This is a genomic window from Parasegetibacter sp. NRK P23 (genome assembly GCF_023721715.1).
In the GTDB taxonomy this organism is placed as follows: Bacteria; Bacteroidota; Bacteroidia; order Chitinophagales; family Chitinophagaceae; genus Parasegetibacter.
In genome coordinates this window covers 3,414,519-3,441,280 of sequence record NZ_JAMDLG010000001.1, presented here as the reverse complement: position 1 = coordinate 3,441,280, position 26,762 = coordinate 3,414,519, and the positions used below count along the sequence as shown (strand labels likewise).

At 48.9% G+C, this 26,762-nt stretch carries 25 protein-coding genes; 14 read left to right on the top strand and 11 right to left on the bottom strand.

The features are described 5' to 3' along the window. Positions 1 to 9: 9 nt before the first annotated feature. Entirely contained in the window at positions 10 to 2,196 is a 2,187-nt protein-coding gene (locus tag M4J38_RS13910; RefSeq protein WP_251760230.1) for a hypothetical protein, read from the bottom strand. A gap of 230 nt (positions 2,197 to 2,426) precedes the next feature. Here M4J38_RS13910 and M4J38_RS13905 point away from each other — a divergent pair, with 230 nt between their 5' ends. The 4 genes from M4J38_RS13905 (at position 2,427) to M4J38_RS13890 (ending at position 5,682) form a co-directional block, all read left to right on the top strand. After that, entirely contained in the window at positions 2,427 to 3,119 is a 693-nt protein-coding gene (locus tag M4J38_RS13905; RefSeq protein ID WP_251760229.1) for a response regulator, read from the top strand. A 130-nt stretch (positions 3,120 to 3,249) separates the two neighbouring features. Continuing rightward, entirely contained in the window at positions 3,250 to 4,299 is a 1,050-nt protein-coding gene (locus tag M4J38_RS13900) for a cell wall metabolism sensor histidine kinase WalK (RefSeq protein WP_251760228.1), read from the top strand. A 22-nt stretch (positions 4,300 to 4,321) separates the two neighbouring features. After that, on the top strand, positions 4,322 to 4,738 hold the full coding sequence (locus tag M4J38_RS13895) for a hypothetical protein (protein ID WP_251760227.1): 417 nt from the start codon (positions 4,322 to 4,324) through the stop codon (positions 4,736 to 4,738). Between the two features lie 83 nt (positions 4,739 to 4,821). Continuing rightward, positions 4,822 to 5,682, top strand: a complete 861-nt coding sequence (locus tag M4J38_RS13890; RefSeq protein WP_251760226.1) for an HAEPLYID family protein — start codon at positions 4,822 to 4,824, stop codon at positions 5,680 to 5,682. A gap of 3 nt (positions 5,683 to 5,685) precedes the next feature. On the opposite strand, the gene M4J38_RS13885 is transcribed toward M4J38_RS13890, so the two are convergent. The 3 genes from M4J38_RS13885 to M4J38_RS13875 all read right to left on the bottom strand — a co-directional run bounded on the left by M4J38_RS13885 (position 5,686) and on the right by M4J38_RS13875 (position 10,525). Then, entirely contained in the window at positions 5,686 to 6,144 is a 459-nt protein-coding gene (locus M4J38_RS13885) for a hypothetical protein (protein WP_251760225.1), read from the bottom strand. 95 nt (positions 6,145 to 6,239) lie between these two features. Further along, positions 6,240 to 7,661: a hypothetical protein gene (locus tag M4J38_RS13880; protein ID WP_251760223.1), complete on the bottom strand. Its 1,422-nt coding sequence runs from the start codon at positions 7,659 to 7,661 to the stop codon at positions 6,240 to 6,242. Between the two features lie 41 nt (positions 7,662 to 7,702). After that, complete coding sequence (locus M4J38_RS13875) at positions 7,703 to 10,525, bottom strand: TonB-dependent receptor (RefSeq protein ID WP_251760222.1); 2,823 nt, start codon at positions 10,523 to 10,525, stop codon at positions 7,703 to 7,705. A gap of 321 nt (positions 10,526 to 10,846) precedes the next feature. On the opposite strand from M4J38_RS13875, the gene M4J38_RS13870 reads away from it, so the two are divergent. The 10 genes from M4J38_RS13870 to M4J38_RS13825 all read left to right on the top strand — a co-directional run bounded on the left by M4J38_RS13870 (position 10,847) and on the right by M4J38_RS13825 (position 18,309). After that, on the top strand, positions 10,847 to 11,494 hold the full coding sequence (locus M4J38_RS13870) for a DUF47 domain-containing protein (protein ID WP_251760221.1): 648 nt from the start codon (positions 10,847 to 10,849) through the stop codon (positions 11,492 to 11,494). An 85-nt stretch (positions 11,495 to 11,579) separates the two neighbouring features. Then, positions 11,580 to 12,641 (top strand): inorganic phosphate transporter, encoded by a 1,062-nt coding sequence (locus tag M4J38_RS13865; RefSeq protein ID WP_251760220.1) that lies wholly within the window; start codon positions 11,580 to 11,582, stop codon positions 12,639 to 12,641. 160 nt (positions 12,642 to 12,801) lie between these two features. Next, positions 12,802 to 13,659 carry a glucose-1-phosphate thymidylyltransferase RfbA gene (gene rfbA / locus M4J38_RS13860; protein ID WP_251760218.1) on the top strand — a complete coding sequence of 286 codons (858 nt, stop codon included), beginning with the start codon at positions 12,802 to 12,804 and terminating at the stop codon, positions 13,657 to 13,659. Between the two features lie 20 nt (positions 13,660 to 13,679). Further along, complete coding sequence (galE, locus tag M4J38_RS13855; protein WP_251760217.1) at positions 13,680 to 14,735, top strand: UDP-glucose 4-epimerase GalE; 1,056 nt, start codon at positions 13,680 to 13,682, stop codon at positions 14,733 to 14,735. Positions 14,736 to 14,771: 36 nt separating this feature from the next. Continuing rightward, positions 14,772 to 15,728, top strand: coding sequence for a transketolase family protein (locus M4J38_RS13850; protein WP_251760216.1), 957 nt, complete (start codon positions 14,772 to 14,774; stop codon positions 15,726 to 15,728). 380 nt (positions 15,729 to 16,108) lie between these two features. Beyond that, positions 16,109 to 16,660 (top strand): RNA polymerase sigma factor, encoded by a 552-nt coding sequence (locus M4J38_RS13845; protein WP_251760215.1) that lies wholly within the window; start codon positions 16,109 to 16,111, stop codon positions 16,658 to 16,660. A gap of 34 nt (positions 16,661 to 16,694) precedes the next feature. Next, positions 16,695 to 17,270 carry a hypothetical protein gene (locus tag M4J38_RS13840; RefSeq protein WP_251760214.1) on the top strand — a complete coding sequence of 192 codons (576 nt, stop codon included), beginning with the start codon at positions 16,695 to 16,697 and terminating at the stop codon, positions 17,268 to 17,270. A gap of 45 nt (positions 17,271 to 17,315) precedes the next feature. After that, positions 17,316 to 17,720 (top strand): hypothetical protein, encoded by a 405-nt coding sequence (locus M4J38_RS13835; protein WP_251760213.1) that lies wholly within the window; start codon positions 17,316 to 17,318, stop codon positions 17,718 to 17,720. A 134-nt stretch (positions 17,721 to 17,854) separates the two neighbouring features. Beyond that, complete coding sequence (locus M4J38_RS13830) at positions 17,855 to 18,028, top strand: hypothetical protein (RefSeq protein WP_251760212.1); 174 nt, start codon at positions 17,855 to 17,857, stop codon at positions 18,026 to 18,028. Beyond that, the gene (locus M4J38_RS13825) at positions 18,007 to 18,309 is read left to right on the top strand and encodes a hypothetical protein (RefSeq protein WP_251760211.1); all 303 of its coding nucleotides are present in this window, start codon (positions 18,007 to 18,009) and stop codon (positions 18,307 to 18,309) included. The genes M4J38_RS13830 and M4J38_RS13825 overlap by 22 nt, the downstream gene beginning before the upstream one ends. An 11-nt stretch (positions 18,310 to 18,320) precedes the next feature. On the opposite strand, the gene M4J38_RS13820 is transcribed toward M4J38_RS13825, so the two are convergent. The 7 genes from M4J38_RS13820 to purD form a co-directional block, all read right to left on the bottom strand. Further along, positions 18,321 to 19,064, bottom strand: coding sequence for an MBL fold metallo-hydrolase (locus M4J38_RS13820; RefSeq protein WP_251760210.1), 744 nt, complete (start codon positions 19,062 to 19,064; stop codon positions 18,321 to 18,323). 282 nt (positions 19,065 to 19,346) lie between these two features. Then, complete coding sequence (rodA, locus tag M4J38_RS13815; RefSeq protein WP_251760208.1) at positions 19,347 to 20,681, bottom strand: rod shape-determining protein RodA; 1,335 nt, start codon at positions 20,679 to 20,681, stop codon at positions 19,347 to 19,349. Positions 20,682 to 20,684: 3 nt separating this feature from the next. Further along, positions 20,685 to 22,784 carry a penicillin-binding protein 2 gene (gene mrdA, locus M4J38_RS13810; protein WP_251760207.1) on the bottom strand — a complete coding sequence of 700 codons (2,100 nt, stop codon included), beginning with the start codon at positions 22,782 to 22,784 and terminating at the stop codon, positions 20,685 to 20,687. Positions 22,785 to 22,817: 33 nt separating this feature from the next. Then, positions 22,818 to 23,351 (bottom strand): rod shape-determining protein MreD, encoded by a 534-nt coding sequence (locus M4J38_RS13805; protein ID WP_251760206.1) that lies wholly within the window; start codon positions 23,349 to 23,351, stop codon positions 22,818 to 22,820. Further along, entirely contained in the window at positions 23,348 to 24,196 is an 849-nt protein-coding gene (gene mreC / locus M4J38_RS13800; protein WP_251760205.1) for a rod shape-determining protein MreC, read from the bottom strand. The genes M4J38_RS13805 and mreC overlap by 4 nt, the downstream gene beginning before the upstream one ends. Positions 24,197 to 24,274: 78 nt before the next feature. Beyond that, entirely contained in the window at positions 24,275 to 25,300 is a 1,026-nt protein-coding gene (locus M4J38_RS13795) for a rod shape-determining protein (protein WP_251760204.1), read from the bottom strand. 158 nt (positions 25,301 to 25,458) lie between these two features. Further along, a complete protein-coding gene (purD, locus tag M4J38_RS13790) occupies positions 25,459 to 26,736 on the bottom strand; it encodes a phosphoribosylamine--glycine ligase (RefSeq protein WP_251760203.1) in 1,278 nt (425 codons plus the stop codon). Positions 26,737 to 26,762: the final 26 nt, after the last annotated feature.

Genomic DNA, 26,762 nt, shown 5'->3' with positions numbered 1-26,762 from the left:
AACGGGCGTTTACTCCTCTCCCATTGCTTTCTTGTAAGCCTTTATGAATATCGCGCCCAGGTTTTTGTGGGGAGGGATATAATCTTCAAAACGTTCATCTTTTACCCTGGAGGCCAGGTCGCCCCACATGCTGATCCATTCTATATTCTTTCCACTGCGCACACATTCGTTGATGGATTGAAGAATAGGCTCGTTCACCACGCGGGTACCCACCTGCTTGGAAGAAATGATGTGCGCGTCGGGCGAAATATCCAGCACCTGGTCCAGGTTATGGTAACCGCCACAGGACCCGAGAATCACCACTCTTGCCGAGGGTGCCAGTTGCGCGATGGTATATTTCACATGGTAACTGTGCCCGCGGTGCACCACGATGGTGGGGCTGAGTCCTTTCTCCGACATATAAGCGGAGAGTGCATGTTGCGCCTTCGCATCCTGGTCGGTATCATTGTCCAGCGGAAGGTTGGCAAAAATGCGTACGGGCTTGCCTTTGGTGGAACTGATTTCCACCCATTGCTTATTGGAAACCACTTTCCAATTGGGATTTCCGCGGAACATGCCCATAAAGTTGGCGTAGGAATCAATACCATCTTTGTCGCCGTAAAAGAATACCTGCTGGATCACCGCGCCGCTGTCGCTGGAAAGAGATTTGTAAGAAACATTGTACACGGGGGGAATACCGAGTTTGGCGGACAGGTCCACATGTTGTGAAGTATCGGAGGAGGCAAAAAGGGTTTCGAGGATATTGTAGATCACTTCTCCTTTTTTGTTGCCATTCTGCCTGTTGGTGGCATATCCCTGTTTGATTTCCCTTAATACGATCGCCTTAATTTCTTCATTGCGGATGCTTCCGTAGGAATCGGCCACGTCCACAGGATCTTCCATGTCGCGGGTCTTTTCCAGGCGGAGCGCGAAGGCGCGCATCAGTGCGATGGCATTGTCTTTCTCCATGGTGCCCAGGAAATGATCGAGGGTATTGTATCCCGCAGACATTTTAATGAACTTCCTGAAATGGTCGAAGTTCACCCGCATCAGTAAACTATCGCCGCGGGGAACGGCCATTTTCTGAAAGATCAGTTTGTACACACCATTGGTATAGCTGGAAGTATAAATTTCATCTTCTCCCAATACCGCCAGGTAATACAGTTCTTCCGGGGTAAGGGATTGCAGTATTTTAAAGCGGATGGCATCGGGGGAATCGTGCAACGCGTTGATCTGGCTCACATACACCTGTTTGCCCTTTCTGCCCAACATATCCGTGAGCGCCTGCATTTCCATGGGGGTATCCCTTTCGGGTAGGCGACCGGCGTATTCGATCTGGGTTTTCACCAGCAGTTTATAGTAAGTTTCGTCATTTTCCGCAGCCTTATCCACCTGGTCGAGTGTGATCTTTCCGTGGTAGAGGTTATCGAGGAAGGGGAAATACAACTGCCCGCTCCGGCTGGTGGCCAGTTGCGACACGGTTCTTACCAGTGGTTCGTCCACATTGCGTATCCTGCTCCCCAGTTTGTTCCCGGCGGCGGCATAGTCGTATAACTTTTTCGGATCACGGTGCGCGGCGGCGATGATCAGGCTATCGGTGAAGGGATAATCAGAATTCACCCTGAGTTTGGGCAGAATATCATTTGGATGGAGGGCGCAATATTTTCTGAAAACGATATAGCCACTCTCTTTCAAACCTGGATTGTCAATAAAAGAAGACGCCCTGATCAACACGTTTCCAACGGCATAGGGATATTTCGCGATCTGCAGTGTCATGTTCTCCCCTTTTTTGTCCGCCTTCATCGTTTCGAAATACGCGGCTACAAGTTCGGGCGCCTGCGCGGGTTTGAAGGAACGGTCCTGCCAGCCAGTGTTGTACAAACGCAGCACATCCTCCATACCACGGAGGTATTTCACTTTCAGCCGGTGGTCCAGGGTGGAATCGGCTTCCACTTCATCCTGGAATTTATCTACTTTCCGGATAACCGCGTCCGTTACCTGGAGGTTAATGGATTCATCTTCTGAAACCTTTACCACATCGGATGCTTTGCCCAGGGCCAGCGCTTTTTTCTGTTCTTCATCTATCTTATCGTGCCACAATATCCTGGGGTTGGAACGCAGGATATTCTTAGCAGGTGTATCCGAAGTTTGGGCCCATACCCCGGAAACGGTAGCCATCAGCAGCAGAGAACAGCAAATTCGTACAAGTACCTTCATAATGAACAGGATATGAGAAATAAGATGCAAAAATACGACCAATTTACTTAACCCCGGTGGCACCGCTATAGCGGTGCCACCGGGTACCGTTTTTTTACGGGCCGGTTTTTCCGTGTATTCACCATGCATACCCTTCCATACACAGCTTATTCCGACTTAACAATTACATAATCCCTACATTTAACATTAGAAGCCCTCCGCAAATTATTTTTGTGTAAATATATTGTTAAATGGAACCGAAAGGCAAGAAGATACTCATCGCCGACGACGAGCCCGATATCCTGGAAATACTGGATTATAACCTCAGAAAGGAAGGCTACGAAGTAGTGAGGGCCGCCAATGGAGACGAAGCGCTGGAACAGGCCAAAGCCCAGAAACCCGACCTCATTGTGCTGGACATCATGATGCCGAAAAGAACAGGACTAGAAGTTTGTGAAATCCTCCGCAGCCAGGAAGCCTTCCGCGACACACTGATCATCATGCTCACCGCGCTCAGCGACGAGCACTCCCATATCAAAGGACTGGAAAGCGGCGCCGACGACTACGTAAACAAACCCATCAGCCCGAAAGTACTGACCAGCCGCGTAAACGCCCTGTTCCGCCGGCTCAACAAGAACATCAATACCAAAGAAGAAGGCGGGGTACTGAAAATAGATAACCTCACCATCGACCCCGTGAAGTTCGTGGTCATGGCCGACGACCACGAGATCATCCTCGCCAAAAAAGAATTCGAACTCCTCTACCTGCTCGCCTCCAAACCCGGCCGCGTGTTCCTCCGCAACGAAATCCTCAGCCAGATATGGGGCAACGATGTGATCGTTGGCGACCGCACCATCGATGTACACGTCAGGAAAGTCAGGCAGAAAATGGGGATGGACTGCATCACGACTGTAAAAGGTGTGGGCTACAAGTTTGAGCTGTAATCATTTTGACGCAGGATTTGAATGGTGGATGAAGTAAGGGCATGCCCTATCCTGAGCTATAGCTCCCTGTTTAAAAATTCATCATTCGAAATTCAAAATTCAACATCCAAAATTTCCTACCTTCCAATACATGTTCGATACCAAAAACCTTTCGCCCCGACAGCTTTCGGCACTTACGGCGTTTATGCTATCCGTGCCCATCGCGCTGGGTATTTACTGGCTCCGTCCCGTATGGTGGATCGGTGTATCCGCTTTTTTCCTGGTGTTCGCCGGCAGCTACGCGCTCGTGGCCATCACCCTTCAACGCTTTATCTACCGGAAAATAAAACTCATCTACAAATACATTTACCAGACCAAAGCCTCTAAAAAGGAGGAGATGTATTACAAATACATCATTCCCCAGAAAGGCATTGATGAAGTAAGGATGGATGTGGAGAAATGGGCCAACCAACGCAAACAGGAAATCGAAAACCTCAAGCAGAACGAAGCCTACAGGAAAGAGTTTCTCCAGAACCTCGCGCATGAATTCAAAACGCCCATCTTCGCCATCCAGGGCTACGTGGATACCCTGCTGAACGGCGCCATGGAAGACCCTGACATCAGCAAGCGCTTCCTCACCAACGCCTCCAAAAACGTGGACCGCCTGGTGAACCTGATGAACGACCTCGATGAAATCTCCAAACTGGAAAGAGGAGAACAGGCGTTGTACAAACAGAATTTCGTGATCCAGGACCTCACGAAAGAAGTGTTTGAATCCCTCTCCATCAAAACCAATGAGAAGGGCATCAAATGCAGCATCAAAAAGGGATGCGAACCGCCACTCACCGTTTTCGCCGACAAAGAGAAGATCAGGCAGGTGCTCATCAACCTCGTGGAGAACGCCACCAAATACGGTAAGGCAGGCGGCACCATCGTGGCCAGTATGTACAATACCGATGGAAAACACGTATTGATTGAAATTTCCGATGACGGACTGGGTATAGAAGAAGAACACCTTATCCGCATATTCGAACGCTTTTACCGCACCGACAAGGCGCGCAGCCGCGATAAAGGCGGTACCGGTCTGGGGCTCGCCATCTGCAAACACATCGTGGAGGCACATGGTCAAACCATTCACGTGAGAAGCAAGATAGATGTGGGCACCACTATCGGCTTTACATTGGACGCGAAGAAAGATTAATGGCAAGCCTTATCTTTGCGAAGTGCTTCTCCGCAGAAAAACATATAAAAGGATAAAAACCTTCGCCACAAAATCGCTCCTGGCACTACTGGCCTTACTGGTGTTGAACAGCAGCGCGGATACACGCGAACACCTCAACAATTATGTGTGGAACGGGGAGTCTTATGCTGAAAGTCCTTTCCACAACGATATTGAATCCATTTACGAACTTATTACCGAGATCACTTTAGGATGGGAAGACCACCTGCCCGAAGCCGATGATTCTTCGGAAGAAGAACAGGGTTCCATAGGTATCGATTGTCTGAAACTTCCTTTCCAGGAATTACAATTGGTCCACCCTCCCCTCCATTGCGGAAGTCCATCGGGCTTCTATTCTGCCTCAAACGGCATCAAAATCACTTTTATACTTACGCCACCTCCCGATACGCATTCCGTGTAAACAAACCATTTCCAACTTCACATTTCAGTTAATTCCTGCGCCATTCCAGGGGTCCGCCAGCGCAGCATCAGTCTATTATAATTATGCGAAAAATATTTTCGACTGCAGGTGTTTTGTGCCTGATGGTCATAACCGCCAATGCACAAGAAAAAAGCAAGGCCCATACAGATAGCGCCTATATCCATAAGATCCAGGAAACCAAAGAACCCGATAAAGTATTACACGCCGAACCACTTTACATTGACCTGATCCGCGACCTTGGCGCAAGAAAAGGAGAGAAAGAATGGAACTTCGGTCTGGGCATCACCGATAACCTCAAATACGACAGTTACGAAGCTTTGGTGGAATACGAATGGGCACCCGTTAACAGATTGGGACTGGAAGTAGAACTGCCATTCACCTTCTACTCGAAACTCAACGGAACACCCAACAGCGAGAAGCCCGCCAATAAACTGGAAAGCATCAAAACCGCTATCCAATGGACTTTCCTTGTTTCACAGCGTGCCAGCACCAGTATGGCCATCGGTTACATCAACGAACTTGAATTGGCGGACCTGAACAAACTCGGCAAACAACGATCGGTTACGGGGAACATATTCAACCCTTTCCTCATCGCCGCAAAGCGCTGGGGCAATAATTTCCATTCGTTGCTGTACACGGGTCCTGTGCTGGAAAAGCCCTTCGCTGGCGGCGGGTGGCACAGCCGCTACGAGATCAATACCAGTTTTCATTATATGATTCCGGGCACCCGGAACTTCGTGGGAACCGAATTCAACAAGGAACTGCACGGTTCCGATTTTGATATGGTGATCAGGCCGCAACTACGGGTAGGGATAGCCGATAACCTGTTGATAGGCATTGTGGGCGGTATCCCGGTAAGGAGGGAGAACCAGCGTTTCAGTAGTTTTGTGCGCGTGATCTGGGAGCCGGGGCACGGGAGGTAAAAATCATTTCGCCGCTTCAGGCTCAATTGCCTCCTTTTTCATCCCCTGCAAGGCAGCTTGGGCGCTGTCGCTCAGGTTAAACCTGATTAATTCACCATTTTTAATATAGCTGATGTATTTGCAATGGCTGCGGTCACTTACAAAATACAGTGTATTCACCACGGCTCCTTTTTCAAAAAGATAAACCTTGCCCTCTTTCAGGCATGGGGTTTCTTTGGGAAGTGTGTCTTGCAAGGAGTTTAAAACCGGCGCAATAAGCCTGGCTTCAGTGGTACGAGTTACTGTAAAATACCTGAGGTTCGACGTGTCTTTAAAATAGATGACTTCCATACTGTCCGCGGAAAAATGGACCGGGGCGGGATTTTCCTTTACTTTAACCACGGGATCGGGAGTTGGTTGCCCTAAATTACAGGCGAAGAAAAATACCACCAGTACCGGGAAGACAAAGCGTAGTTTTTTCATGGTGCAAATTTAAAAAAATTCCGCCCCGAAGAATCGGGGCGGCTTAAATCTACTCTTTACTCTGATATTGCTACGAACGAATATAAAAGCAGATTTTAGTAGTTATTGGTCTGCGGTGTAAAGCTTGCCCAACCGGTAAGCCAGTTGGTGGTGCCGAACGCGCCGCGGTAAGTTGTTGCGCTGAAGTAAGCATCAAGTCCTGTAAAGCTGGCTCCAGACAATGCAGGGGAACCTGAAGCAGGAATAAAGTTCGGTGCATTCAGCATGAAGGGGCTGGTCAGCATTACATCTTCGCGTTTAGCAAGAATGGTATTACCCTCGCCTTCTACTTTCGTGCGCATTGCAGCCACAGTTTCAGCGATCATGGCAGAACGGTCGGAACTGCTTAATGGGTTAGCGCCATATTTTGCACCGGTAAATGCACGGGAAGCAGAGGAATCGGCCAACACAGGGTTTGCATAAACCGCGATGATATTGTTCTTGAAAGAAGAATTATTATCGGTGTAAAAAGCGTTCCATGTTGCAGCGGACTCGATGGAAAAACCACCTTTCCTATGACCTAACAGGATAGAGTTGTGCACGGCAAAGCGAACAGCGCGTCTCCATCTGTTGGAATAGTTGTGTGTAGCCGCCGATCCTGTGGTATCGTATGGTCCGATGAAGGTGAAGTTAGAAAGAACAGGACGGGTGAAAGGCGTTGCAGCAGTACCGCTACCATCGTTATCCGCTTCAATGCCATTGGCGGCGTCGGTATCCGCGAATTTGTCGCGCAGTGACACCGCGAACTGGATTTTTCCGGTGTAACCGAAATCGAAATCGAAATCATCATCCGCTGTTGCGAAAGCAACCAGGTTCTTACAGTTTACTGTTCCGCCGAAGAACTCATACGCATCATCGTTTCCATAAGAAACCTGTACATTTTCGATGATGGTTTTAGAACCTACGCCACCCAAAGTAAGACCATTGATCTCAGATCCGGGTTCTGCGGCGATCCCCGCGAATTCAATGCGCACATAACGGAGGATACCAGAATTGTCTTCAGCTTCAGTTCCGCCATAAGGACGGTTTACACCACCTTCGATAATAGGTGCGGGAGAAGTGGGCCGGTTAGTAGTTGCTTTACCCAGCAGGATAATTCCACCCCAGTCGCCAGGCTGGCGCTGACCGGAAGCTTTTCCTGAAGTAAAGATGATGGGCTCGGTGGGAGAACCATCTGCGATAAGGCGTGAACCTCTTTCAACAATAAGGGCTCCTTTTTCAGTGATATCACTTTTGATGATAGAACCCGGAGCGATGGTTACCACGGCGCCATTGTTCACATATACATATCCTTTCAGTGTATAGGTTCCTTTCGCCAGGGTAATGCTCCTGTCGTAAGTACCTGTAAGAATTTTGGTAACGTTAGGATCATCGGTAGAAGTTCCACCACCTGAGCCGTTGTTCTCGTTAAACTCCACCTTTACGCAGGAAGTAAGCGCAAACATGCCTGCTACCGCTGCTAAGAAAACTTTTTTCATGTTTATTCTGGTTTGAAAGTCTTTGATTGGTTTTATAAAATTTAGAGGCTGAAATCGTAGGTGAATCCAAGTGTGATGGTGCTGCCGGGGGTGAAGGAACTGAACACGCGGTCGGTTCCTTTCTTATAGATTTTATCGGTATCCACATTCTCGTACAGCATGATCTTTTGGTTGAGAATGTCTGAAATAGTGAGTTTAATTTCTCCTCTTTTGTTGGCTACCTTTTTCGCGAGTTGGAAGTCGATCAGATCGCGGGGATTTTCATAAATATCCGGGAAGCCCAAAGAATTGTTTCCCACAAGTGAAAGGCGTTGTCCCACCCTGTTGTAGAGTAAGCTTGCCGACAGTCCGCTTTTATCAGCGGAATACTGGAAGCCTCCGTTGATCAGGTAAGGAGATTGTCCCTGGATCGGACGGTCAGCAGAAACATCCTTTCCAAGTACCTGGTCAGAGAATCTCACTTGCGAGAAGATATAGGTCAGGTTGCCGAAGAAGGCGAGGTTCTGGAAGAAATCACTGTTGGGGTTAAGGAAACTAAAGTTTTTGCGGAGTTCAAATTCAATACCATAAGTATCGGCGTCTTTCGCGTTCTGGTAGAAGTACAACCTTCTGTCGGCGTTGCTTCCGGGGTCAAGGCGGAACTCAATCGGCTTCACGAATCTCTTGTAGAAGCCTCCTAAAGTGAGGGCCTCTCCGGGTGCAGGGTACCACTCGTAACGAAGGTCGGCATTGTAGATATCCGCGCTTTCAAGAGAAGGCGCGCCTGAAACGCCATAGTTGGATTCGTAATCGTAGAACTGGAATGGTGCGATTTCCCTGAATTCAGGGCGGGATACTGTTTTAGAAATTGAAGCCCGTATGTTGTTATCTCTGTTAATGGAGAAAGTTAAGTTGGCGGAGGGCAATACATCCCATTGCTCATTGTTGATCACTACCTGCTCAGCGGAACGGTCTTTCGTACGGAGGAATTGTTCAAAGAACTCTACGCGAAGTCCCCATACAAGGCGCACACGGTCTGAAAATTTTGTATCGAACATGGCATAACCCGCATCCAGGGCAGAGATACCAAAGTATTTGTCTTCATTGTTGGTGAACTCATCCAGCACGAAGCCTGATTCACTAATATTCTGGGGTTCAAAAATCTTATCGTAGGGAAGGAAATTCAGGTCGGTATTGAAATTAGATCCGGAGAAAGGAACATACCGGAATATCCTGGATTTAAAGTCACGGAAACGAAGCAACACTGAACCTCCGGCTTTGAAAGTCTGCTTTTCACCGAGCAGGTTAAAAGGCACGGTGAAATAACCACCTGCACCTGCACTGTGGTCCTGTAACTGGGAGAAGAAGCGGCGCGTATCATCGGGATCCACTTCAAACCTGTCGGCACCACCAATCGGATTCACATACAAAGAGGTGCGGAGATCAGGCTGTTGTTTCATATTCAGCGCGTAGTTACCGTTCCATTTGAACTTGATTCCGCTGTTGGTGAGCTGATGTTCGCCTTCCAGTTGGGTGCTGTACAAACTTCTCTGGTTAAGGAACGAGGACCACAACCGGATATCCTGCAACCTGTTGTTGTTTACGCCTGACCTTGTATAATAATTGTCTTCAAAAAAGCGGTTGTACAGGTTCTTGAAAGCAAACTTATGACGACCTTTCACGTAAGCGATGTTGGCCATGGCACCCACGGTAGTGCTGTACCTGTTCTGTTCATCCACATAGTTAAAGATCGCGTTACCTGCCTGCTCATACTGCGCGCGCTCCACATCGTACAACATTTTCGCGTTGCGGTAAATCAGGGAGAACACCGCGCCAATCTGCGCGTCGTTCTTCAGGCGCTTTCCGGCGCCATACGCGATCTGGTAGGTTTGAATAGGCGCTGTTCTGGAATTATCCTGCCTGTAAACATCGTTACGGAAACTTCTGGTGAGGTCCAACTGCTTTTGTGTGCCCCCAACCTCATTGCCCAAAGCCCTGTATTCCTGGGCCGATGAAGGAAATCCTTTGGGCAGATCTCTTCTTCCATCGTCAAAACCTATCCAGTCATATTTTCCACGTTCGTTGCTTACAAAATCCCTGAAAGTGGAATTAGTGTTATATCCGAAACTCACGCCTACGTTCAGAAAGTTTCTCGTAGGAACGTCTTTTGTGGTCACTTGTACCAATCCCCCGGCAAATTCTCCGGGAAGATCTGGCGTAGCGGTTTTGTTGATTACAATATTGTCGATTACAGAAGACGGAATGATATCGAAAGAGAAAGTCTTACGGTCGGGTTCAGAGCTTGGCATCTGCGCACCATTGATGATGGCGGCATTGTAACGATCGCCCAGTCCGCGCACCACCACATATTTATTATCCTGAATGCTGGCGCCGCTTACCCTTTTGAGCACCTCACCGGTGTTACGGTCAGGGGTTTTCTTAATAAAATCCGCGGCCACACCACTTGAAACAGCCGTGTTGTTGCGTTGAAAATTAATCAGGGCGCTTGTACTTTCTTTCTTAACGGATGTTTTCACCACCACTTCTGAAAGTGTGGCGTTGCTCACTTCCAGTACAATCTGGATATCATTGTCCGTACCGGCTTTCACTTCCACATCTTCCAGCATCTTCGTGTCGTACCCAACATTGGATACGATGAGCGTATATTTCTTACCTGGCTCTAATGCGATGCTGAAGCGTCCTTCCACGTTTGCGGCCTGTGATTTACCCACCCCCACTACTTCAACGGTGGCACCGGCTATGGCTTCATTTTTCGCGTTGATGATTTTTCCGCTTAAACGGGTTGGCTGCTGCGCATTCAGAATGCCGAAACACATTATGAAAAAGAGAGAGAGAAACGGTTTGAGTAAAGAAGAAGATTGCATACAGTCAATTTGTGGTGCAAAAGAACCAACCGAATGTTACCTCCTTGTTAACGCAGTGTTACCGAATTATGAAGTGAATATTAACCCAATGTTAAGCCATAACACAAAACGCACTTTCGAGTACGGGTTTGCTGCTGTTTCACAGCATTCAGTATTATCAAATCATTAACTCATTCAAAAACAGTCAATTAACAAAACACCGCCTACTTACACCGGTTCTTTGTTAACTTCATGTTTCCAATGTTAAGGAATTATTAACTCTCCCATCCCGCAAGGGTTACAGGGTTAGTAATTCTAATTTCGCACCAAATTTTTAGCTATATGGCCCTGAATTCAATTATGAAGTTCTTCATGCCGAAAGACAAGGTATTCTACTCCCTCTTTGAACAGGTTGGTGAGAACGTGGAAAAAATGGGTGTGGTCCTCAAAGATGTTGTTTCAGAACCCTCCTTCGATAAAAGAGCCGCCCTCATCTCCCAGATAGAAGATATGGAACACATCAACGACGATTTCACCCATAAAATCTTCACTGAACTCGGGCGCAACTTCATCACCCCTTTCGACCGGGAAGACATCCACTACCTCGCCTCCGCGCTGGACGATATCGCCGATTACATTTATTCTTCCGCGAAAAAGATCAACTTCTATAAAGTTAACCCCAACGACCAGGGTATCCAGAAAATGGCCGACCTTATTGAACAGGGCGCCAAACAGATTCACATGGCACTGGTAGAACTGCGCAACATGAAGAACATGCGCCAGATCACCGACGCGCTCGTGAAAGTGAACAGCATCGAGAACCAGGCCGATGATATCTTCGACCTCAGCATCGACCGCCTCTTCGAAATGGAACCCGACGCCAAAGAAGTGATCAAGAAAAGAGAGATTTACCAGGCAATGGAAACCGTGACCGATAAATGCGAAGACGCCGCAAACGTGATCGAATCCATTATTATCAAATACGCGTAGGAAATTTTGAATGTTGAATTTTGAATGTTGGATGAACAGTTGCTTCTAATTCAAAATCCAACATCCAGAATCCAAAATACTATTTATGCTCTCCTTCCTCATCATTATCATCATCCTGGCCGTGATCTTCGACCTCATCAACGGGTTTCACGACGCGGCCAACTCCATAGCCACCATCGTTTCCACCAAAGTACTCACACCTTTCCAGGCGGTGGTTTGGGCCGCTTTCTTCAACGTAGTGGCCTACTTTATCTTCGACCTGAACGTGGCCGATACCGTGGCGAAAACCGTGAAGAACAGCAGCATCAACCTGGAAGTGATTTTCGCCGGGCTCATTGCCGCCATCAGCTGGAACCTGCTTACCTGGTGGTTCGGCATTCCCTCCAGTTCCTCGCATACGCTTATCGGTGGATTCGCGGGCGCCGCCATCGCGCACGCCGGCAGCTTTACCGTGGTGGCCCAGGATAAAATATTGCAGATTTTCGCCTTCATCTTCATCGCGCCTTTTGTAGGGATGATCATGGCCTATATTATTACCATCATTATCGTGAACATCTGCCGGAAATCAAATCCCTATCGGGCCGATAAATGGTTCAAGCGATTACAACTTGTTTCTTCGGCGTTGTTCAGTATTGGTCACGGCGGTAACGACTCCCAAAAGGTAATGGGCATTATTTCCGCTGCGCTCCTGGTGTATGCCACACAGGTAACAGCGGCAGGCGGTGAAATTCCACACTGGGCGCTTGTGGAGCAAACAGTGGATGCCGCTACGGGGAAAGCCAAAATCGCCCATATTCCCACCTGGGTACCCATTGTATGTTACACAGCCATCGGCCTGGGTACCATGATGGGCGGCTGGAAGATCGTTAAAACCATGGGAACCCGCATCACCAAAGTAACACCACTGGAAGGCGTAAGCGCCGAAACCGCGGGAGCCTTCACGCTGTTCATCACCGAAAAACTGGGTATCCCGGTAAGTACCACACATACCATTACCGGTTCCATCATCGGGGTCGGACTTACCAAAAGGGTATCGGCCGTGCGCTGGGGGGTCACCATCAACCTGCTCTGGGCCTGGATACTCACGATACCGGTAAGTGCCCTGCTGGCGGCCCTGGTATATTACATTGTAACACTCTTTAAATAAACGGACAACCGTTTGTATGATAAAAACCCGCAATGAATCCCGTTGCGGGTTCTTTTTTTAGTGAATTATGTTGTTATTTTGGAAACTTATCCAACAACCCCGCAACCACGGCTTGCCTGAAAAAACCCGTTGAGCCGGTTGCGATCATAAAAAATCATTCATGAAGGGAATTATTCTCGCCGGAGGATCCGGAACCCGTTTGCACCCCATCACCTATGCCATCAGCAAGCAGATCATGCCGGTGTACGATAAACCCATGATCTATTACCCGCTTTCCACCCTGATGATGGCAGGTATCCGCGAAATTCTGATTATATCCACGCCACAGGATCTTCCACTGTTTAAAAAACTGCTGGGCACAGGGGAACAGATCGGACTTTCCTTGTCTTATGCCGAACAGGCCGTTCCCAACGGACTGGCACAGGCTTTCGTGATCGGCGAATCCTTTATCGGGAAAGACAATGTGGCGCTGGTACTCGGCGATAACATCTTCCACGGTGTGGGCCTGGGCCAGCAACTGGAAAAGAATACCACCCCGGATGGCGGTATCGTATACGCCTACCACGTGAGCGACCCCGAAAGGTATGGTGTGGTGGAATTTGACGCGGACAATAAAGTGGTGTCCATTGAAGAAAAGCCCCTTCAGCCCAAAAGCAATTACGCCGTTCCCGGACTTTATTTCTACGACAATGATGTAATTGAGATCGCCAAAAACCTTCAGCCCTCACCGCGCGGGGAATATGAAATCACCGACGTGAACAAAGAATACCTGAAAAGAGGCAAGCTCCGCGTTTCCGTAATGGACCGTGGTACCGCCTGGCTGGATACCGGCACTTTCGATTCGCTAATGCAGGCCTCACAATTCGTGCAGGTGATCGAGCAACGCCAGGGCATCAAGATCGCCTGCATTGAAGAGATCGCCTACCGCAAAGGATTTATCGGGAAAGAGAAACTGGAAGAGATCGCTAAACCACTGATGAAAAGCGGTTATGGAAAATATTTGATGGAGCTGATATAAAAATTACCAACATAATATATATGCCTAAGATTTTAGTTACCGGGGGCTGCGGTTATATAGGAGCCCACACTATAGTAGACCTGATTGAACATGGTTACGACGTTATCTCCGTAGACAACAACTCCCGTTCCACCATGCGCATCCTTGAGGGCGCTGAAAAAATCGTGGGCAGGGGCATCAAGAATTACAAAGTGGACCTTTGCAATTTCGATGACACCAGGGCTATTTTCCAGGAGAATGAAGACATTGCGGGAATCATCCACTTCGCCGCCTACAAAGCCGTGGGCGAATCGGTGGAGCAACCGCTGATGTATTTCGAGAACAACCTCACTTCGCTGATCAACCTGCTGAAATGCGTGCAGGAATTCAATGTGCCTTATTTCGTATTCTCTTCTTCCTGCACCGTGTATGGAAGTCCTGATAAGATTCCGGTTACCGAAGCAACACCACCTAAACCGGCGGAATCGCCTTACGGTTATACCAAACAAATGGGTGAGCAGATCATCAACGAATTCTCTAAAGCGGTGAATACGCAATGTGTGTTGCTCCGTTACTTCAACCCGGTAGGCGCACACCCTTCCGCGCTGATCGGAGAACTTCCGCTGGGTAAACCCAGCAACCTGGTGCCCGTGATTACCCAGACCGCCATCGGTAAACTGCCGCAGGTACAGGTATTCGGCGGCGATTACGACACCCGCGACGGCTCCTGCCTCCGCGATTACATCCATGTTTGCGACATTTCCCGCGCCCATACCCTCGCGGTAGACTTCCTGATCGCCGGCAAATCTGATAAAAGATGTGAAGTATTCAACCTCGGCACAGGCGTAGGCGTAACCGTGCTCGAAGCCATCAAGGCTTTTGAAAAAGTATCGGGTGAAAAACTGAACTATATGGTGGGACCCCGTCGTCCCGGTGATGTGATGGCCATTTACGCCAACAACGAATACGCCGTTAAGACCCTGGGCTGGGACATCAAATACAATATCGATGATATGATGTCCACCGCCTGGAAATGGGAACAGAAGCTGAAAGCCGACGAAAGTTTCTATTCCAACCAGCACGCAGGGTTGAACTAAGTTTGCTATTTTTATAGTTTTTCAAAACAAAACATCATGCTACAATCAATCAAATCAATTGGTAACAAGGATACCCGCAGTGGTTTCGGAGACGGTATCGCCGAGTTGGGACGCACCAACCCCAACGTGGTGGCGCTCACCGCCGATCTCGCGGGTTCCATGAAACTCCAGCAATTCATCAAGGAAAATCCCGACCGTTTTATCCAGGTAGGTATCGCCGAAGCCAACATGATCGGTATCGCCGCAGGACTTACCATCGGCGGAAAAATTCCCTTCACCACTACTTTCGCCAACTTCTCTACCGGACGCGTGTATGACCAGATCCGTCAATCCGTGGCCTATTCCGGTAAGAACGTGAAAATATGCGCTTCCCACGCCGGACTTACCCTCGGCGAAGACGGCGCTACCCACCAGATCCTGGAAGACATCGGCATGATGAAGATGCTTCCCGGTATGACCGTGATCGTTCCCTGTGATTATGCGCAAACCAAAGCGGCCACCATCGCCGTAGCGGATTACGAAGGCCCCGTTTACCTGCGTTTCGGTCGCCCCTCCTGGCCCATCTTCACTACTGATATGCCATTCGAAATCGGTAAAGCACAGGTGCTTTCAGAAGGAACCGACGTTTCCATCTTCGCCTGCGGCCACATGGTATGGAAAGCCATTGAAGCCGGCCTGCAACTCGAAGAAAAAGGCTATAGCGTGGAAGTGATCAACATCCACACCATCAAACCGCTGGATACGGAAGCCGTGCTGAAATCCATCAGCAAAACCAAATGCGCGGTAACCGTGGAAGAGCACAATATTATTGGTGGTCTGGGCGACAGCATCGCACAGGTAGCTGCGAAAAACCTCCCCATCCCCATCGAATACATCGGTACCAACGATACCTTCGGGGAAAGCGGTACACCTACTGAACTCCTGAAGAAGTACGGTCTGGATACGCCTTTCATCGTGGAAGCGGCGGAGAAAGCGATCAAAAGAAAAGGATAGTTTATGGCGGATGGCCTTCTTTAAAAAAGAGGGCATAGCCATAAGATTAATATTTAAAGAGGTGTTGCAGTAAATGCGGCACCTCTTTTTTTTCAACCTTCATACGCAAACGTTACGGTGTAAACACCAACGCAAGTAACCCTGTTACACCGTGGAAGCCGCCGGAAAACAACGTCGGTGGCACCGGTTCCAAACCGGCTCCGGAGACCCGCTTCTCCCCCAACCCCTCGCCAGGCAAGGCTTTGCCGCATTTTTAACGCCACAAATTCCCCTGAAAAGAAAAACACTGCACCGAAGTCGATGCAACCACCCAAATCAGGACATGTAAAACACCGCCAGAAATTCCTCAAAATCCCTATCTTCCCCGCAAATCGCACCGAATGGCGTTGAACGACGACGACAGGCTTTTACTCATCCAATTCCGGGAACCCGCCACAAAGGAAGGCGCTTACACGGCCATTATCCGGAAGTACCAACAGAAGCTGTATTGGCATATCCGGAGGATGGTTGTAGAACATGAAGACGCGAATGATGTATTGCAGAATACATTTATCCGGGTTTGGAACGGCCTGGCGAATTTCAGGGAAGATGCGCAACTGTACACCTGGTTGTACCGCGTGGCCACAAACGAATGCCTTAGCTTTCTCGAACAACAAAAGAAAAAAAGCACGGCATCCCTTGATGAGCAGGTGGAAACGATGAGCAATAAGGTGAAGGCCGACCCATTTTTCGATCCGAAACAACTGGAATGGAAACTGCAATTGGCCATCCAGCAACTGCCTGAAAAACAACGGATCGTATTTTCGCTGCGCTATTATGATGAAATGCCTTACGAAGAAATGAGCCGTGTACTGGAAACTTCCGAAGGCGCACTGAAAGCATCGTACCACCACGCGGTCAAAAAAATAGAGGATTTCATAAAGAATCATTAAACTTTTCTTTGATACAAGGGTCTTAATGAATGAGATGAACGAGCAAATACACAATGAATTATTGAGCATCAGCCAGTTGGTGGCCGATATCCCACGGGTACCCACCTACCGTGTGCCCGAAGGATATTTCGATGAACTCCCCACAACGATGGCCGCCATCGTTGGGCTGGAGGAAGCGCCGTTATGGGAAAAAAGCCCTTCGATGCCACAGCAGGTACCCGTAGGGTATTTTGAGGAACTTCCGCAAACCCTCCTGGCCAGGGTGAAACAGGAGGAGCAGCAACCGGGAAAAGTGGTGCAATTGTTTCCGAAGCGTTTGCGCTGGCTCGCGGCCGCGTGCATCGTAGCTGTAATGGGCATCGCCGTATGGCGGTTCATCGGTAACGAGGAAATTACCGGGGCCGCTCCGGCAGTAGCTTTCAGCCAGGTTTCAGATGAAGAGCTTTCCAAATACGCCGAAGCGCTCACCCCCACGGACCCGACAACCAAAGAGGCTGAACCAACAGGAATTTCTGACCAGGACATTCAGGCGATGCTTACAGACTATTCCACCGAAGAACTTGAAAAGTATGTGAAGGAACAATATCTAAAGGAAGGAAGCCTTCATTAGATATCTTCTAAATTTTCGGCAGAGTCTTAAAAAAAATACAATCAGATGAAAAAAATATTATTACTTGCATTGGTTTTCCTTGGTTTCACGACTGTATCGTTGGCGCAAAATCCGGCTGGAAGGGTGCAAGCCCTGAAGATTGCTTTTCTCACCAGAAAACTGGACCTCTCTCCCGAAGAAGCGCAAAAGTTCTGGCCGGTATACAACAATTACGAAGCGGAAATCCGGAAAACAAGGCAGGAAATGAAGAACCAGGACGATGAAATCGCCTTTGAAGAAAAAGTGGTTGGCGTTAGGAAGAAGTACAGGGAGGAGTTTTCAAAGGTATTGGGCAAAGAAAAAGCCAATAAGGTTTTCACGGAAGAAAAAGAATTCAACCGTTACGTGCAGAAAGAGATCCAGGAACGCAGGTTGGAACGGCAGAACAACAGAAAGAATAACCTCAGGTAAAGCTATTTTCACCTTATTTAAACTAGGTGTTTTTCATAGGTTAGCAACGGCCGGCTCTTTTCAGGGCAGGCCTCTTTTTTTGTAATGCGTCCGGTACAAAGATTATTGTAATTTACAGCTACAATTCGAATACCATGAATGAAGTGATTATTGACAATAAGAAGTATGTATTTGTTCCCATCAAGAACTATACGGCTTTACAAAAAAAAGCAGCGCTTAAAATAAAGCCAGAGAAAACACTTACGATTGAGCAAGCGCGATTACATAGTAAAAAGTTGATTCACAAATGGGCGGCGGCAGAAAAGTAATCATCAAACAATCCGTTGCAGATAGCCTCGCCGAAATTGCCTGGTTCACGGAATCAAAAGGTCTGGTGGCTACCGCGGAAAAATTTGTTGATGATGCATATGATTTTTTCTTAAAACTTTCCGATTCAAGAAAATCCTATGCTTTATGCCGGGAACCGGAAAGAGCACTGCTGGGATTTAAGTGCATCTCCTATAAAAGAAAATATACTGTCGTATTCATAGAAACAGAGGAAGAGTTGATTGTATGTGAATTCATATCCACTAAACGTATTTGCTGGTAAATAAAGCGCTTTCACCCACCCCAAACCGGTGTTTTCACATCATGGTAAAACAGGAAATGCCATCCTGCTTCCTGGCCTTTTTCCCACCATTCCTGCCGTAATTCCATCGCTTTTTTACCGTCATAATCGTATTTAGCGATATACTTCTTTTTCATCTGCCCCAGTTGCGGCGCTTCGTCTCCACCAAAGAATACTGTTTCGCCGCCATCTACAATCGTGAACACTTGGTGGTAGGGAGAATGTCCCCCCGTTATTTCGTATTTGATGTATCCGTTTAAAACGCCATCGCCCTCCAGTATCTGAACGTTTGGTGCCTGTTGAAGTGGCGCAAGTTCTTCGGGGATGAATGAGGGCAACCCTTTGGAGAAGGCGAAATCCATTTCAGCACGTTGCACATAATAAGTGGCGTTGGGAAAGGATAATGTTCTTTCGCCGGTGGTTTCATTCTTTTGTGAAACACCACCCGCATGGTCTTTGTGCAGGTGGCTCATCAGCACTTTCGTGATTTCCGATGGGTTGATGCCGTTGTCCATCAGGTTTTTATGGAGTTGTAATACGCCGTTTTCAGTTGCGAAGCCCAATCCCGCATCCAGCAGGAGGATGTCTTCGGAAGTGATCACCACGAACGGCTGTACCTCTACCAGTAAGCTGCCGGTGGGCCGCTGCTGGATATCATCGTTTTCTTTGTTGAAAGGAACGAATTGCTTGGTTTGATCGATGGAGAAAGAGCCTTCCGAAAGCGGGATGATTTTCATGGGAGCATGTTTGTTCGGTGCGAAGATAGCGTTTAGTGTAGTTCACGCAATTGCTTTGTGCTGCGCACTTCGCAACGCAAGGGTGCAAGGACGCAAGGAGCGGTTAAGGCTTTTTAGCCTTTTATCAGGCAATTGGCGCCAATATTCAACACTTATGTCTTCAGTGAACAAATAAGTGCTTGAAATATCAACCCGCTGCAAACAAACAAGGCTTTGCGTCCTTGCTCCTTTGCGCTGCGCACTGCGAGAAACGAAGCAGTAAAGCAGTTGCGTGAAAAAAACCTACCGCAACACCATCTGCCTGTCCGCATCAAGCCGGATCATGATGAACAGCAGCACCGAGAAACTCAGCAGCGAAGTACCGCCGTAGCTCACGAAAGGCAATGGGATACCGATTACCGGAGCAAGCCCGATGGTCATACAGATGTTAATGGCGATATGGGCGAAAAAGATGCTGGCCACACCATAAGCGTATACGCGTGAGAAAGTACTGCGTTGGCGTTCCGCGATCATCACGATGCGGAGCAACAGGAAGGTGTAGATGCCGAGGAACAGCACACTGCCCACGAAGCCGAATCCTTCACCTATCGTACAAAAAATAAAATCCGTTCGTTGTTCGGGCACAAAATCGTAGCGGGTCTGTGTGCCTTTCAGGTAGCCTTTCCCGATCCATCCGCCGGAGCCGATGGCGATTTTGGATTGACGAACATTGTAGTTCTCTTCCGGCTTCTTTTTATTCAGGCTGGCCGCGATCTCTTCCGGCGTATTGGCGGCATAAGGGTTCTCCCGGCCCACGAGGTCGAAAATGCGTTCCACCTGGTGTTTGGCGAATACTTTGGTGAACAGGAAGGGCACACCGAAACGCTGTATGCCTACGGCCACCAGCCATATCAGGGCAATGGAGACCAGCAACGACTTCCGCCGCCTGATCTGTCGGCGCATAAGATAGGCCGCCAGAACAGCCAGTATGGTTAATGCGATGGCGAGGGTATTGGGGTCCAGCAACAGGGTAGCCACCACAAGGATGCCCAGGGAAGAGCCAATGAGCAATACGGTGATAGGTAGGCCTTCCCGGTACATCACGAGAAAGAATGAAAAATAGACCAGGGCCAGACCCGTTTCTTTTTGCGCGATACTGAGGATGGCGGGCACCAGGGCAATAGCGGCCGCAATCAGTTGCGACTTTGTTTTCGTGAAATCCGTTTCCACCCGGGAAAGGTATTTGGCCAGGGCCAGGTTCGCGAACACTTTACACAGTTCCGCGGGCTGCAACTGAAAGCCTCCTCCGAAACGAATGATCGATTCCGTTCCTTTTACTTCCGTATGGAAGGGGAATACCAGCAACATCAGGAATATCCCGAAGGCATAAAATATGTTCGCGGTAGCCGTAAAGAATTTGCTGTCTGTTACCAGTATGAAGGTGGCCAGCACCAGCGATACACCGAAGTAAAAGAACTGTTTGCTGTAATCCGTTTTAAACGACAGCAGCCCTTGCACCCAGTCTTCGCCATCACGGTATTCGTTCGCGAAGATGCTCATGATCCCGATCACCACCAGGAACACGTATATCCAGATCACCACCCAATCAACTCCTTTTGATATACCGGGGTTCTTCATAATTTATGCGGATAGGGTTTTGGAAGAATAGTATTTTTCATCAGGCTTCAGGAAAACGATCCTGTTGGTAAACGTTTGGCCACCTTCTTTCTTCGGGGTTTCAGGCTTTTTGGTGGAATCGGTTTTCACCCGGTTGTTCTCGAAGAACCTTTTCAGCATGGAACTGTCTTTGTACGCTTCGAGCCACTTGTATGCACGAACAGAGTCAGCCTTGAACTGAAGTCTTTTCAGGTACCAGGGCATCAGGTTGGCGCTGGCCACTTCTTCCATTTTTTTGATCCGCTCCGGACGAAGGGTATCGTTCAGGTATTTCTCCATCATAATGGAGGCGATGGGGCCACCCCAGGTTCCGCCATAACCGGCATTCTCCACGACTACGGCAATGGCGATTTTCGGATCCTCGCGGGGCGCAAAGCAAACGAACACCGCGTTGTCTTTCAGTTCTACTACTTTTCCGTCGATGTACCTTCTGTTCTGTGCCGTACCTGTTTTCGCGCAGATATTGATGCCTGGGATTGCGGCAGAAATAGCTGTACCGCTGATTACCACGTCCTGCATACCATCCATTACCGCTTCATATGTATCGTTGGAAAGGTTTACGAGGGGCGTTTGTTTTACCCTGTATTTATTCAGCAATGTATCGGCCTCGGTTTCCCCTTCAATTTTTTCAACAATATGCGGGATGTAATAATATCCTTTGTTTGCGATGATGCACATCGCGTTGGCGAGTTGCAACGGCGTTGCCGTCATCATATCCTGGCCGATGCCCAATGTGAGGTTGGTGCAGGAGTTCCAGGCACCGCGGTAAGTAGCGTTGTACTTGGCGGTATCTGGTATATTGCCTTTGTCTTCACTGGGCAGGTCCACGCCCAGGGTATGTCCAAGGCCCATGTGGTCCATGTATTCGGCCCATTTGTGGTAGCCGTTCTTCACACCTCCGAGCGCCGGATTATCAACACTCATCCTGTAGATATGCGAGAAATAAGAGTTACAAGAGTTGGCGATGGCGAGTCGCAGGTTGGCGGCGTGCCCGGCATTGCTGTGGGTACAGGCGGGTTTGCCATGTCCGCAGGCATAATATCTTCCTGAACATGGGTAGCCGAAGGCCGGGGTGATGATGCCTTCATCCAATGCCACTAATGCCTGGAGCGGCTTAAATGTAGATCCCGGAGGATATTGCCCTTTGATTCCCCGGTTCATCAGTGGCGCGGCCACGTCCAGCAACATCCTGTTGAGGTTCTTCTTACCATCGCTGCCCGTAAGCATGTTGGGATCGAATGTGGGGCCGGAGGCCATGGCGAGGATACCACCGGTTTTCGGTTCAATGGCCACTACGGCTCCAACTTTGTTGGCGATCATTTTTTCCGCCATCACCTGGAGGTCAACGTCAAGGTAGGTGCGGAGGTTTCTTCCTGCCACCGCTTGGGTATCATAGCGTTTGTTCTCGTATGATCCCTGTATCCTGTTCCTGTTGTCTTTGATGAGCACTTCCACCCCACGCTGGCCCATTAATACAGATTCGTAGGTGTTTTCCAGTCCGGATTTCCCGATATAATCACCCATGCGGTAGAAATAGTTGGAACGCCTGATGGCCGCGGAATCCACTTCACCCACGTAACCGAAAATATGCGCGCCCACATTGTACGGGTACTGCCGGATGGGACGTTGCAGCAGGTCGAACCCCGTGAACTTCCAGATGTTCTCGTTGATACCTGCGTATTGTTCCGGGGAAAGCAGCCCCTGGAACACCGATGGGCGGTACCTGCCGTTCTTCAGCACCGCCGTGATCACCCTTTGTTTGAATTCCGCCGTATCTATGCCGAGTAACCGGCAAAGCGTAAGGGTATCAGGGTTCTTCAGTTGCGCCGGGGTAATCATCAGGTCATAGGCCCGTGAATTGTTGAGAATGGCTTTCCCGTTGCGGTCGTATATGATACCGCGGTCGGGGTAAACAGTCTTAATCAGCAGCGCATTGTCTTCCGCCAGCTTCTGGTACTTACTCGTAAGCACCTGGAGGGTGAAGAGCCGTACCACGATGATGAGGAACATGGCCAGGAAGATCACCCGGACCACATTACTCCTAGATTGATTGAATACAGACATGCTGCGAACAGGTTTATTTCAGTGCGAAGTAAGTTATGCGGTATTGGTACGGAACCTTTGTTTTCTTGGAAACAGCATTTCCACCAGCATGATCATCAGGAAACTGATGCCGGTGGTGGCCGCTACTTTTCCAATAAAATACAGAAAAGTTCCGAACTGCATCCATTCCAGCAATACCATCCAGGTATGGTGCATCAGCGTAAGCACGAGGGCGTAGGTGGCATAAGGCGCCCAACCCATACTTTTAGCGGAAGGAGACACATAATTGAATTCAGCGGTATCACGGGAGGTAAGCAGGTTAATGATGAAGGGCCTGACATAAGCGATGAGTATGCAGGCCGCGGCATGCAGACCAGGCGTTTTGGTGAACGCGTCCATGCTCAGTCCAAACAGGAAACCGATCAGCAACAACGCGAAACGGTTGATATGGAAGGGCAACCATAATATGAAAAGAAAATAAAGATAAGGGACCACAAACTGGTGCAGCGGTGGAATATTGTTCAGCACGAATACCTGCACCAACAGGAACACCACGTAACGGATGATATTTTTCAGAAGTTCACTCATTGGTTCCTGGTTGCCTGCTTTAATTGTTGCAGTTCGCCTTTTTCAAGGTTCTCTATCGCATAGACGTATTGAACGTTGAAAAAATTATTGGCTGTTCTCAATTTAACAGTATGGAAGTTGCTGGCCGGTTCGGAAGTGATTTCTTCCACCGTACCTACCAGTATGTCGGGGGGGAAATGATCGGAATAACGGCTGGTAACCACACTATCTCCTTTCTTTAATTGCACGCTTTTGGGAATTTCTTTCATGGTAATAAACAGCGGGTTTTTACCATCCCACTCTACAGAACCGGTTTCTCCTGTTTTCTTTACGCTGGCGCTGATCCGGTTCTGGCGGTGCAACAAGCTCATCACAACGGCGTAATTGCCACTCACATCTACCACCTTCCCTACTACACCCGACGCGGAAACGATGCCCATGTCTTTTTTGATGCCCTGGTTGGCCCCACGGTCTATCATCAGGTAATTGCTCTGGCGCGAGGTGGAATTGTCGATTACCTGAGCGGGCAGCGAAAGGAATTTCCGGTAGAACCCGGTACTATCGATCCGGACGGTATCACTGATCACCTGGACGGAAGTATCTCTTTTCCCGTAGTTCACGGACAACTGATTGCGGAGCCGGTTGTTCTCTTCCAGCAGTTCCTTGTTCTTTTGCTTGAGTTTGAAATACAACTCCACATCGTTGTACTCGGAATTGAGTTTCCCGCTCACTTCATTGGATATCCCCATGAAAGTGGCCTGGTGAAACTTATTGTAGGAGAAAAGTAAAGAAAGCGACACAACCTGCAACACCAGGAAGAAGAGGAAGATGGCATATCTTCTGATGAAGAGGAAAATGTTGCGCACGGTTTCTTTATATTTTGAATTCTGAATTTTGAATTTGGGATGAAGTTCAGTTCAACATCCGGCATTCAACGTTCAAAATTATCGCATAACAAATGGGTACTTATCGTAGTGTTTGAGGGCCAGTCCGGTACCGCGCACCACGCTTTTCAGCGGATCGTCGGCTACGTGAACGGGCAGTTTGATTTTTTGGCTGAGGCGCTTGTCGAGGCCACGGAGCAGGGCACCGCCACCTGTGAGGTACAAACCTCTTCTATAGATATCCGCCGCGAGTTCGGGCGGAGTGGTTTCCAGCGCTTTCAGGATGGCTTCTTCTATTTTGAAGATGCTTTTGTCGAGGGCCTCGGCGATTTCCTGGAAAGAGACCATGATTTGTTTCGGAATGCCGGTCACCAGGTCGCGTCCGTTTACGGGAAGGTCATCGGGTGGGTTATCGAGGTCCTTCATGGCAGCGCCGATCTGTATCTTGATCTGCTCAGCGGTTCTTTCCCCGATGAGCAGGCTATGGTAGCGGCGAAGCGCTTCCATGATATCGGCGGTGAATTCATCACCGGCGATGCGTATACTCTGGTCGCAAACGATACCGGCCAGGGCAATCACGGTAATACCGGTGGTACCGCCACCAATGTCGATGATCATGTTGCCCACGGGTTCTTCCACGTCAATCCCGATACCCAGTGCGGCGGCCATGGGTTCGTGGATCAGGTAAACTTCTTTGGCGCCAGCCTGTTCGGCACTGTCGCGCACGGCCCTTTTTTCTACTTCCGTAATGCTGGAGGGGATGCAGATCATCATCCGCCAGCTTGGGGGGAAGAGCGGTTTTTTGGGATAGATCATTTTGATCATTTCCCGTATCATGAGTTCAGCGGCGTTAAAATCGGCGATCACCCCGTCTTTCAACGGGCGCACGGTGCGGATGCTCTCGTGCGTTTTTTCGTGCATCATCAATGCGCGTTTACCCACAGCCAGCACCGACTTCGGATTGTTGCGGTCGAGCGCTACAATCGAAGGTTCGTTCACTACAATCTCGTCGTTATGTATGATGAGGGTATTCGCGGTACCCAGATCCATGGCAATTTCCTGTGTCAGGAAGTTAAATAATCCCATTTTTTCGGAATCTGATGGTTAGAAAGGATGTTGCAAAATTGATGCAAATTATTCGAATATACAATTTTACAGGTTGTTGTTTCCAGGTTTTATACAAGTATTGTGAAACCCGTGTGTTTACAAGGGTTTCAGCCCAATGAAACCATTCACCTAATTGTTTAGAATTCGTAACCGATGTCTTTTCTGAAATACATTCCTTCGAACACTACTTTGCCGAGGAACGATCTTGAAAGTTCAGCCGCTTCTTTTACGGTGTTGCCGTAAGCCGTAAGTGCGAGTACCCTTCCGCCAGCCGTAACCACGGATCCGTTTTTTTCCGTAGTGCCTGCATGGAAAAGCACTGCTTCTTCGGGAAGGTTTGCATCGTGCCCCGATATAACAAAACCCTTGCCATAATCCCCGGGATAACCTCCGCTCACGGCCATGGTCGTAACGGCAAAGCGTGCATCGGCTTCCACTTTTACCTGGTCCAGTTCTTTTTTAGCGGCTGATACCAGCAAGGTAACGAGATCGGTTTTCAGCCTGGGCATCACCACTTCTGTTTCGGGATCGCCCATCCGGCAGTTGTATTCGATCACGAAAGGCTCGCCCTTCACTTTAATCAGCCCGAAGAATACGAACCCGGTATAGTCGATATTCTCTTTGTAGAACCCGTCGATAGTGGGTTTCACGATACGTTCTTCCACCATCTTCATAAATGCGGCATCCGCGAATGGTACGGGAGATACCGCGCCCATGCCCCCGGTATTTAACCCGGAATCGCCTTCGCCGATGCGTTTGTAATCTTTCGCTTCGGGCAACAGCACGTAGTTCTTACCATCAGTAAGGGCGAAAACACTCAGTTCGATCCCATCTAAAAAAGCTTCCACCACCACTTTCGCGCTCGCGGAACCGAATTTCGCATGTTGAATCATCTGCTCGAATTCCGCAATGGCTTCTTCTCTGCTCTGGCAGATCAGTACGCCTTTGCCGGCGGCAAGTCCATCGGCTTTTAATACGATGGGCAGGTCGTGTTGTTCTAAATAAGCCACTCCTTCCGCATAATTATCCGCTGTAAATTCAGCATAGGCTGCCGTGGGAATGTTGTGCCGCTGCATGAATGCTTTTGCGAAAGCCTTGCTGCCTTCCAGTTGCGCGCCGTAGGCCGCAGGACCGATTACGGGGATATGTGCCAGTGCACCATCGGCTTTAAAAAAGTCTACAATTCCTTTCACCAGTGGTTCTTCCGGCCCCACCACTACCAAACCGACCTGGTGTTCCAGGCAGGCGGCTTTCAGTCCTTCGAAATCGGAGACCCCGATGTTCAGGTTGGTACCGCAGCCCGAAGTACCCGCATTTCCGGGGGCTATAAAGAGTTGATCACAATCCTTGCTTTGTGTTAATTTCCAGGCCAGTGCGTGTTCACGCCCGCCTGATCCTATCAGTAAAATATTCATAAACCGTAAATGAGCCACGAAATTCG